The 10,112-nt window shown below is 40.1% G+C and carries 10 protein-coding genes and 1 pseudogene; 4 read left to right on the plus strand and 7 right to left on the minus strand.

Going from position 1 to position 10,112, the window contains the following annotated elements; genetic code table 11:
- Positions 1–290 precede the first annotated feature (290 nt).
- Together Q0541_RS12480 and Q0541_RS12485 are read right to left on the minus strand one after the other, a co-directional pair.
- A complete protein-coding gene (locus Q0541_RS12480) occupies positions 291–704 on the minus strand; it encodes an ISAs1 family transposase (RefSeq protein WP_298910564.1) in 414 nt (137 codons plus the stop codon).
- On the minus strand, positions 673–876 hold the full coding sequence (locus Q0541_RS12485) for a hypothetical protein (protein WP_298910567.1): 204 nt from the start codon (positions 874–876) through the stop codon (positions 673–675). The genes Q0541_RS12480 and Q0541_RS12485 overlap by 32 nt, the downstream gene beginning before the upstream one ends.
- A 331-nt stretch (positions 877–1,207) precedes the next feature.
- Between Q0541_RS12485 and Q0541_RS12490 the strand changes: the two genes are divergently transcribed.
- Together Q0541_RS12490 and Q0541_RS12495 are read left to right on the plus strand one after the other, a co-directional pair.
- Positions 1,208–1,378, plus strand: coding sequence for a ssl1498 family light-harvesting-like protein (locus Q0541_RS12490; RefSeq protein WP_298910570.1), 171 nt, complete (start codon positions 1,208–1,210; stop codon positions 1,376–1,378).
- A 191-nt stretch (positions 1,379–1,569) separates the two neighbouring features.
- Positions 1,570–2,316 (plus strand): Uma2 family endonuclease, encoded by a 747-nt coding sequence (locus Q0541_RS12495; RefSeq protein WP_298910572.1) that lies wholly within the window; start codon positions 1,570–1,572, stop codon positions 2,314–2,316.
- Between the two features lie 91 nt (positions 2,317–2,407).
- Here Q0541_RS12495 and Q0541_RS12500 read toward each other — a convergent pair whose 3' ends face one another.
- A complete protein-coding gene (locus Q0541_RS12500) occupies positions 2,408–4,705 on the minus strand; it encodes a family 10 glycosylhydrolase (protein ID WP_298910575.1) in 2,298 nt (765 codons plus the stop codon).
- A 595-nt stretch (positions 4,706–5,300) separates the two neighbouring features.
- On the opposite strand from Q0541_RS12500, the gene Q0541_RS12505 reads away from it, so the two are divergent.
- A complete protein-coding gene (locus Q0541_RS12505) occupies positions 5,301–5,612 on the plus strand; it encodes a threonine dehydratase (protein WP_298910578.1) in 312 nt (103 codons plus the stop codon).
- 676 nt (positions 5,613–6,288) lie between these two features.
- On the opposite strand, the gene Q0541_RS12510 is transcribed toward Q0541_RS12505, so the two are convergent.
- From Q0541_RS12510 to Q0541_RS12520, 3 genes are all read right to left on the minus strand, one after another.
- Positions 6,289–6,498, minus strand: coding sequence for a hypothetical protein (locus Q0541_RS12510; RefSeq protein WP_273764590.1), 210 nt, complete (start codon positions 6,496–6,498; stop codon positions 6,289–6,291).
- A gap of 506 nt (positions 6,499–7,004) precedes the next feature.
- Positions 7,005–7,571, minus strand: coding sequence for a hypothetical protein (locus Q0541_RS12515; RefSeq protein WP_298910587.1), 567 nt, complete (start codon positions 7,569–7,571; stop codon positions 7,005–7,007).
- A gap of 98 nt (positions 7,572–7,669) precedes the next feature.
- On the minus strand, positions 7,670–8,236 hold the full coding sequence (locus Q0541_RS12520) for a DUF6658 family protein (RefSeq protein ID WP_298910590.1): 567 nt from the start codon (positions 8,234–8,236) through the stop codon (positions 7,670–7,672).
- Positions 8,237–8,575: 339 nt separating this feature from the next.
- On the opposite strand from Q0541_RS12520, the gene Q0541_RS12525 reads away from it, so the two are divergent.
- The gene (locus tag Q0541_RS12525; RefSeq protein WP_298910592.1) at positions 8,576–9,496 is read left to right on the plus strand and encodes a lysylphosphatidylglycerol synthase domain-containing protein; all 921 of its coding nucleotides are present in this window, start codon (positions 8,576–8,578) and stop codon (positions 9,494–9,496) included.
- A gap of 12 nt (positions 9,497–9,508) precedes the next feature.
- Here the strand turns inward: Q0541_RS12525 and Q0541_RS12530 are convergent.
- Positions 9,509–10,112 (minus strand): annotated as a pseudogene (locus Q0541_RS12530) (hypothetical protein); the annotation flags it as partial.

The following is a 10,112-nucleotide window of genomic DNA, read 5'->3' on the forward strand; positions in this document are numbered from 1 at the left end:
TGAACGAACTAGACTACTAATATAGTAAGCAACTTGGTGATATGGTTTACCAGCACGAGTACCGTTTCTTTCAACCTTAATTAAGGACTTCAATCCAGCCGATTCTGGACTGATGCCAGTTAAATTATCAAAAACTTCTACAGTACGTGTTGTAAATCTGTTTCGAGTTTTTTCGGCTGTGATCTACCGACTTGTTGGCTTGGAGTTATCTGTATTCTTTCTAATTTGGCAATACAAGTTTTTTTGATTTGCCTTGAGAGCGATCGCATAGTCATTGCCACTATCAATAATTAGCTTGCAGGTTTTTTTTGGCAATGTAGAGCATCTAAACTGAAAACAACACCCTGAATATCTAATAGCGCAATTAAATTTTTAACTGTGCTAATTTCACTACCTTGCTTGTTCTCCAATTTGCTCAGACTTAGGACTAGCCCTCTTTTTTCAGTAAATACGGATGCGATGCTTACGAAATTTTGATACTCGTTTTTGTAGTCTTGTACAGTTCCTTTGATACTTTTACCATCAATTCCAAACCACTCAGATGTATCCACATGAACGTAGTTTTGCGCCCACTGATTAAATATTTTGCCAAGAATATCAAAGTCTACTCCTATTAGTATCCGACGGATTGTCGAGGTTGATGGCACGCCATGTTTTTCAATTCTGAATTTCTCAATTAATACACGACGATGACGTTTGTGCATTGTCTCCCCATGCACGATATCCTACGTACCCGCTGATTGTTCCCATAATCACAAACAGCAATCCCATCCACAGTTGATGTCTTTGCCCATCTTTGACTCGAAAATCTTTTACTTGCCGTAGTTGTTCAATCAGATTTGTACCCATTGTTTTCATCCCCTCGACGCTTGTCATTTTACATCTTTTAGGGAATGAAACAGCCCTGCCCTTATAAAGGGGGGATTAAGGGGGGTGATATCTGGATAAGCGGAGGGTTTTGTCTATGTGTCGCATTCTTTTTTCAAATTGGAATTTAGATTTTGCGATTTAAAAAATTGCGTAAAGGCATAGCGGTGAGTCAAGAGACATCTCGCTTTCCCCGGCTGGGGCAGCTTCGCCTAAATCCCCCATCCCTGATAAGTCAATTTTATATTACCTATCAGCCTTGTTTTGTCAAGTTATATTAACCTTTTGTAACAATATTGTTAAATTTAGTTACATAAGTAAACAAAAAAGAGAAAAAACTATGTACACCACCACTAACGAAGACGACATTCTCAATAACTACGCAGCTGAACCCAAGATACACTACGCTGAGTACCCGGCAATTTGGGAACAACGTAAATACGTCTTACAGGGTCTTTTTGCGACTTTAATTGTCACTACCTTAGTTTTGGTTGGTTTTAGCGTTAGTTAAGATTTTTCGATTTCGGTATCGCTGTATCTCATCGTCATTCGTACTTCTCTCTCAAACCTTGGCTAGTTTCGCCGGGGTTTTTTGTGTTTTAATGCTGTGCGATCGCATCCCAAACGGTGAGTAGGATATTGCGTTGTAAAATAACAGCGATCGCCCATAAAATAAAGACAAATCAACAAAAGGGGCTGTTTATGGCAACCCAACTTGGTGAAGTTAAATCTTCAACAGAACTGATAATATCTTGGGAAGCGTTGCCGGCAGATTTTCCGTTAGAGGATGAACCCGTGGAAAATACAGGTCAGCCACTATTAGCTGGTGCTTTGCGCGAAAGCCTTGAGATAAGTGGTTTCATCCAACCCCAGATGTTAATCGCCTCAAATTTTGGACTTTGTGCGACGATAAACGGCCAGTTTGTGGCGAAAGCACCTGACTGGGTTTATGTTCCAGTGGTGAATGAAGTTTTAGGAGAGCGCAAAAGCTACACACCTAATTTAGAGGGTGATATTCCGGGGGTGGTGATGGAATTTCTATCTGACACTGAAGGTGGAGAGTACTCTTTTAAGCGAATCTATCCACCAGGAAAATGGTTTTTTTACGAGCAGATTCTTCAAGTCCCAATTTACGTGATTTTTGACCCAAATGGTGGTTTGTTAGAATTTTACCAAATCGAAAACAGGCGTTACGAGTTAAAGCAACCTGATGAAAATGGTCGTCATTGGATTGCTTCAATGAGCTTATTTCTGGGAACTTGGCAAGGAACAAAAGAAGCACGAACTGGTTACTGGTTGCGCTGGTGGGATGAGGCAGGTAATTTGTTACCTTGGGCAGTAGAAGAAATTGAACAGGAACGTCAACGCGCCAAGCAGGAACGTCAGCAAAAAGAACGGCTAATTGCCTATTTACAATCTCAAGGTATCGATCCAAATAATTTGCCTTAGCAGATATAGACAAAGTTTTCAAGTAGCTGGGTTACTCGTAAATAAGTGCTAAGGTGCGATCGCTCTATCTGTATTTTGCTAATTCCTCTTACTACCGACTGCGAAAACCCTGTCTTCCATTAACTTGGTCAAAGAGGACATCGTATTTATCAAAAAATGCAATGCCACTATTTACAAATGTAGCAAGTTCTGCCTGTGGCGAGATACTCAAATTCCAGCGATTAAATCCGTCGCGGGTTCCTGGTGTGAGGCTGTAATCAAAAATGCCATTCATTGCTAGCTTCAGAGAATTTCCTGAACCTAATACTCCTGGTTTGAGTTTACCTACTGTGGAAGCTGACTTGAATTCAGTCCAACCATTAATAGTTCCAGTATCAGTAATCATTTTGCCATTACAAAGATTTTTAGCAGAACTCCCAGCAATAGTTAAACAAACTTTGCTCAGTTGAGAGTCCCATCTGTTACCGGGTACACCATTAATTTCGCTTTGTTTACTCCAAGCAGCCATTTTGAAACCTGCTTGATTATTAGCAGTCAAACCGAGAATTAAACTGCCATTGTTGTTACTACCACCATTTCCAATCACAATAAATCCGTTACTCAGATTGCCTGGTAATTTTCTCAACGGATTATAGGGAAGTGACTTTTCAAAATAGTTGACACCGATAATACCAGAAAATGGCACATTACTCTTTGCTGAACAATTAGGCTTTTGGGCAGTACATTGGCGACCAGTAACAATCTGTACCGGAACAGGTTCTGCGGTGGGAAGCAAACCAAATCGGACATTAGTATAAACTAATTCACCCTCCAGGATAGTACCATCACTTAATACCTCCTTGATATTTTGTCCCGTTCTGCGGATTGGAGCATTACCTAAAAACTCTTTGGGAACTCGCAGCCCTGCTGAACCTGTATCTAATAAGATACGCTTTGGCTGACCACCTGCGATCGCCATTTCCAGAAAATAGCCGCGAACACGTTGACCGAGGGAAGGTTTTGGATATAAAGGTAGGGATATGGTATCAAAAGTTGGCTTGCGGGGTGTATTTTGAGAGATGTCGCGCAACGCTGGGTTTGGGAAAAGAGCCGCAAATGCTGACTGGCGTTGTGCTACTGGTTCAGATGCGATATCCCAAAGGCTTTCGTAGTAAAAAAAGCCGATACCTAAACCGCGTTGTTGCACTGCTTCTACCTGGGATTGAATTTGTGATATGGAAACTGGACGATTTCGTAACCCCGCCATAATACCGATACCAGTTGGGATGACTTGTTTTGTTTCTAAAATTTCTGGGCGGCTAATTTGAGCGATAAAACTTTCCAAATCATTACGGTACACCTGCATGACTAACTCATCGACAATACCCAACCGTACCCAGTTGAGCCAGTCTTGTAGTTGCAGCTTGTAGGCGAAATCATAATAATTAGGAGCAACTGAGAAGATAGCATTCGGTTTTCGCGCTTTCACGGTTTGCTGGAGGTCTACCATGAATGCCGTGATTTTATCTGCCCGCCATTTTATCCATGCTTGGGCTTGGGGATTAGGTGGAGGAGGCTTGCCAGTTTCTTGAGTATATAGACTAATTGTGTACTTATCGTAACCAAAATCCACAGGTAAACTCGTATTATCGTCAAATTGAATGCCATCAGCATCGTATTGAGTAATGACTTCCATCACGAGTTCGGTGAAAAACTTTTGCACTTCCGGGTGAAATGGATTCAACCACGCTACTTCACCCGCAGCACTAATTGAAGTTTGAGTCCCATCCGGCTTTTGTGTCAGCCAATCTGGATGCTGGGATGCGAGTTCCGAACTTAGGGGAACCATAAAACCAAATTCAAACCAGGGTATTGCTAGTAGCCCTTCTCTGCGGGCTTGGCTGATAATGTCTGCAATCACATCTTGTCCATCTGTTCCCTTGAAGAAGAAGGGGATACCCATTTTTTGCATGATGGCACTGGGGTATTGTGTATAACCATCGTTCCAGACTACGGGATAAACAGTGTTAAAATTTAACTGCCGCAGTTGGCTCATAGCTGCTTGCACCTTTGAGCGATTTCGGAAAATGTTAAAATCGTTACCACTCAGCCACACCCCCCGAATTTCCTGACGAGGTTGAGGGGGTAGTTGGGCAACAGCAGGGGCAAAGCTGTTGAGTAGCAATACCGCAACGAACGATATCAGACATAATAATGGCAGCAGACGCTTCCTTAAAAGCCACCAACCTTGACTAATGAAAGGCGATGTTTGGCGACAAGTTGCAACTCTACCAGACGCTTTGTGTAGCTTACTCTTATGTCGAAGTAAGCCTCTACGCACAGGGTTAACTAGTAAGCTAGTTAGAGTAGCATTAATTTCTGTGCTTTTTTCCCAAAACTGAGTTGTCATTACTGCTGCTTACTAAATGAGGTTAATTGGTTATATTTCATTCCATATCAACGTTAAATTGCTGCACCAGGAAAACTGATACAGTAATTTAGCTGCAAGATAGTTGACGCAGTTATAGAGTTAGTAGTGCCAAATATAAATGTTTCAAATGTAACCTGTAATAAATTCTCGTTGCTCTCTAAAACTTGAGCAAAGTTAACCCTTATAAAAATAATGATAAAAATCAGGCTCGACTAGCAGGCAAGTTGCGAATAGTGGTTTCCAGAAATCAACACGTTTATTATCTGTTGCTCTAAAGACACTACATGGTTAGCATTTTGTCAAGATAATTTAGATGTGTTCCCCTTGGCTTAAGCCCCTTGTTCAAGGTAGGTAGGCAAACTGAGGCCACAGTGTACTAGTACCGCAAGGCGGAAGTCACTCATTCAAAAGTATTACGGAATGGGCTTTTTAGGGTTTTTAAATGGTTGCTCTATTTACGCCGTGTTGTACTACTTTGGGCTACGCCTATGCCTGGTAGATTTTTGACATAGCACCCATTCCTCCTATTCAAATTAAGTCACAATGATAATAGGCAATCATAGAGGGTACTGTTATGTTTCGTTTAACTCAAATTGTTCGGAACTTGTTCCTTCGTCTTCAAGGCTTGTTTGGTGTTTTATTCCAAAGTGTTTCCAATTTCGTCGGAAATTTATTCGGTTTTTTTACCAAGCTGTTCGGATTTACTAAATCTGATTATTTTTTGGAATCTGATCAGGTGCAAGGCATAAAGCAAGCTTCTGCAAAAGAGCCAATTGAAACGAATCGGGATAACACTGCTAAAATTCCTACCACTACCCCCCGTCGTCCTAATGCCAAACTTGACGACTACTTCCTCAACATGGCTCGTGATGTGAAAAAGAACTAAAAAAAGCCATCAATTGGAGGGTGATCGTAGTAAAGCGTAGACCCAAAGTGGCTTGTCGTTGGACATCGCCGTAGGCGATCGCTTTGTCAGAGTAAGAACATCTCAATTAGGCTCGATACAAGGACTCAAAAGAATCTAATATATGCTGACTATTCTCGCTGTTTGCTTCTGAAAACATGATCATCTCTCTAAACCCGCTTGTCAACAGCATTTGATATGCGCTTACTCTAATCGCTTTGCGCCATCACACTTTCAATTTTTCCTCTCAGAAATTTTATATATTCTCTAATACTTTGTCAAGCTAGCTTTTAGGGTTCGTAGTAAGGACTTTAGCGATTAGAAAATAATGACTAAAGTCCTTACTAGGAAGTTGCTTAACCATCAATTTCAAATTGACAGACTATTATAAACTAAGCACAATTTTAGTTACTTTGTGCCTAGCTCTTGCATTTATTGATGGCGCATGAGCATACTATTTAGTTTCTTCAAAAACTTTCGCCTACACTACTATAGTGTGAGGGCACTTTTCCGAAAAATCATCCAGCCACAATTAAGGAATTTCTATATGCGTAGGCGTAGGCCGCCGCAGGCATTGTACCTTTAATAAGAATAATATCCAATTTGAGGCTGGACAAGAGCTAAAAATATTTTTGAGATTGAATGTTTTCTTGATTTTTTAACTTACCAAATCAACTAAGGCGTTGCTCCGAAAGCGAACTATAGATGAAACTGAGCAGCCGCGATAATTCTCAGAAGTGAATACTGATAGTGTGATATTAGCTTCACCGGGATCTAATATGCGTTTTACCTTGCAGGTTTGCATTTTGTTGTTGCAGTAAGCAATAATGCGATCGCCAGCCTTGACATCCAACGCTTGAATTTTCAATTAATACCAACCTCGCCCAAGAATTTGTTTAGCTAAAGGAAAAATATATTGCTATATTTTCCTTGCTCAACAATTGCAGTGTTTATTTAGTATAACATAAAAATCAAGGTCATTAATATTATCAATTTTATCTTGATAATGTCAAGTTTATTTATGCTCAAAACTCTATTAAATGCTGGATTTTCAGGAAATAACGATCTAATCCCAACCTTCGCGCAGGGTATACTACAGCACGGCATAAATCCAGCTACCATCTCAATGAACAAGACTTGGGACAAAATCCCTTGTTAAAGGTAGGCAAACTAACGCTACAGTCTACTAGGTCGGAAGCCTCATCTTCAAAATCCAGATGGGATAAAGCTTTGCTTTAACTTCTTTGCAGAAGACAGGAAACGTCTTTGCTCTAAAAACCAAGCAAAGCCTGCGTAGGCAGGCTTTGCTTGGGTAGCTCCAGACTTTAGTCTGTGGGCGCGTTCATATTTTTGCAGGAGATTGAATAACTAATTTCAATCAACGTCTTTAACTGTTCTCTTCACTGCGTTGCCTGCATCCTCAGCCCTACGCTGAACATTTTTTGTCACGTCATCAGCAGCATTCTGGGTATTACCCTTAATATTTTCAATTCCTCGCTGAGTTCCCTTAACAAGACCTTTCCGAACTTCTTCAGCTGAACTGCCGATATCTTCACCCAGGTTCTTCACTCTTCCACCAAGGGATGTCCCTTGTTTGTAATTTTCGCCATATTGCTCTGGGCTGTCAATTCCTTTCTGCTCAACATTCCTTTGAGCATTTTTTGCCATCGCATCCCCTCTGTCATTCGCTGCCTTTTCATCTGTCGCTCTAGGATCTACATCACTAAAGTTATTTATCCCACCAGCGGGTGAAGAGAGAGGATAATCTTTTGTGGGATCATATCGCTTGGAATAAGGTGATTGAGCGTCAAGCTTTGGTGGCTGTGTTGCTGTTCCTGGATCACCACAAGCTTGTGTCAAAAATAAGAACATTCCTGCTAAAAAAACAGTTAAAACTTTCAAGGGACGAATGTTTTTCAGCCAATTCATTGCTTTTTTCATACTTCTAACTCCTTGCATTTTGTGACTAAGTTAAACTTCAACCAAGATAGCATTTGGAATTAATTTTGCATCCCAAGCATTAAGACAAAATAAGGGTTTTATCTACCTACTGCTGGATTTTTTTGTAATTCAGGTCTTGCAGCCGCTTCATCTGCCTTGTTTTTCAAAAAGCCGGAAGCTTCTCCAACAGCCTCTTTTACAGTCTCAAGACGATCTTTAACCCGTTCTCCTACATTTGATTCATTCTGAATCAAACCACCTGGTTCAGGTTGTTGGAAGTCTTTATCTGTGATGATTGGCAGTTCTGCTTCTTTCTGGACTCTACCCGCTGGTGTCTCACCACCAGGATAAAGTATTTCGGATTCTCTATTTGTAGCAATCAACAATTGTGAACTTGGTTGTAAGCTAGCTTCGTCACGTCCCTGATTGGCTTTTGGGTTTGTTATTTTCGGATCGGTAGACATTTGGTTGTTGGTATACTTGTCTCCACCATTCTTATAAGGATTGTTTGCTCCGCCAGCTTGCACAGCGGGATTTTGTGGATTTGCACCTTGAGCATTTGCCCCACTACAAGCAGTGCTAACTATTAACAATAGTCCAGCGAAAAAGATAGTTAATATCTGGCGCAATCTTATTTTTTTCAAGAATACTCTCACAGTGTTCATGTAATCCTCCTTACCAAAATATTAATCAGCTAATAGTTTACTCAACCATTGGATTGGTCAGCAAATTGTGCTTGTCTTGATTTGCTCACTTTCGATAACCTCTATCAAGGATATGAATAATAAAATTAACTTTACCTCTAGCGCAGGCCACATTTTAATTAGTAATAATAGAATATTTTTATCTAACTCTAGAGAGATATAAAATAAATTAATATACTTTTCGGAAAAAAAACTACATCAACCTGTTTAATCCTTCAAAAGCTTTGGATAGGTAGCTGATGTACTGTAATAGTTGAGGTATTCAGCCCTTGTTGCTCTAACTGTTAAATTACTAAATTCATGAAGCAATTTTTACGCTGGATAATTTTGGGCGGAACGCTGTTTTTTTTAAGCAAAGCTTTGAAGGATAATTGGATTGAAGTGACTGCTATCCGCATTGATGGGGTAGGATGGGCAATTATGGCGATCGCTACAGGCGTCACTTTACTGGCACATACTTGGGCAGGCTGGATCTGGACTTGGATTCTGCAAGAGTTAAATCAACCTGTATCATCTCCCCAATTCATCCAAGTTTACCTAAAAACGAACATAGCTAAATATTTGCCAGGTAATATCTGGCATCACTACGGGCGAATTATGGCAGCAAAAAATGCCAATATTTCTGCTGGTGCAGCTACCTTAAGCGTTTTGCTGGAACCGCTACTGATGCTAGCGGCTGCTTTAATCATCATTGTCTTATGCAGTAGCCAATTTGCAGCAGCTAATACTACCCTTGTTCTGCAAATATTACAATTGGTGAGTTTAGCTGTAGTCCTTTGTGCGATTCATCCTTGGTTTTTAAACCCAATTATTCGCTTTTTATACAGATTAAAAGCAAAAAAGTCTGCTGTCACCACTGAGACAACTGTTCCCTTCAGTCTTAAAAACTACCCTTTACGACCTTTATTAGGAGAATTGGGCTTTATGGGACTACGTGGAACTGGGTTTATATTAACTATGTTCGCCCTGGATTCATTGAATGTGAATCAAATTCCTTTGTTGTTAGGGGCTTTTAGTTGCGCTTGGTTGTTAGGGTTTATCATTCCGGGGGCGCCTGGTGGGTTAGGTGTGTTTGAAGCGACTGCATATGAACTTTTACGACACCACTTTCCAGCCGCCTTAGTATTTAGTGCGATCGCTTTATATCGCCTCATTAGTATTCTAGCTGAAACTGCCGGTGCTGCTTTGGCTTGGTTAGACGAACGCCTTGCTAAATCATGAATCAGGCGACACTCATTTTTGTCTATCTACCTTCATCTGTGAAAATACACGATAATCATCCAGATTCAACTGGAGATTACTACTTTGACCTTCTTCTTTCATCTTAATCAAGTTGTATTCTACGTTTTCTGCATAAATTGCAAACGTAATATTAAAAATCTCGATAAAATTGATTATCCACTTGCATTCATCTTCAGGATATTTTTCGTAATAACGAATCAGATGAGCAATCCTAAGTTCTAAATGCCTGCGGGAATTTTTAGAAATCAAAATAGTCTTTAGTAGTAAAATCACCAATGTTAGAGAGTGGCCTGGAGTAACCAATAATATAAATAATGACGAAGGTTCTTTACCATTTTCTGTTGTCAAACAATCAATCACTCGATTACAGGTTCTTAGAAACAATTCTTTAGTGATAATTTCTTGATTATGATTTTCCTTCCATAAGGATAACTTCTCTGCAAACTGCTGCCGCAAATTCCCGACTAATTCTTGATTATCTACAGAAAAAAAGAGATATTTATCTATACTTTTTTTAAATTCTTCAAGAGTTTGATCTCGAGGGGAGCATCTCAGTTTTTGAAGTACCTCAAACCGACAATAATCCATTAAGGTA

This window comes from uncultured Nostoc sp., from assembly GCF_937863485.1.
In the GTDB taxonomy this organism is placed as follows: domain Bacteria; phylum Cyanobacteriota; class Cyanobacteriia; order Cyanobacteriales; family Nostocaceae; genus Nostoc.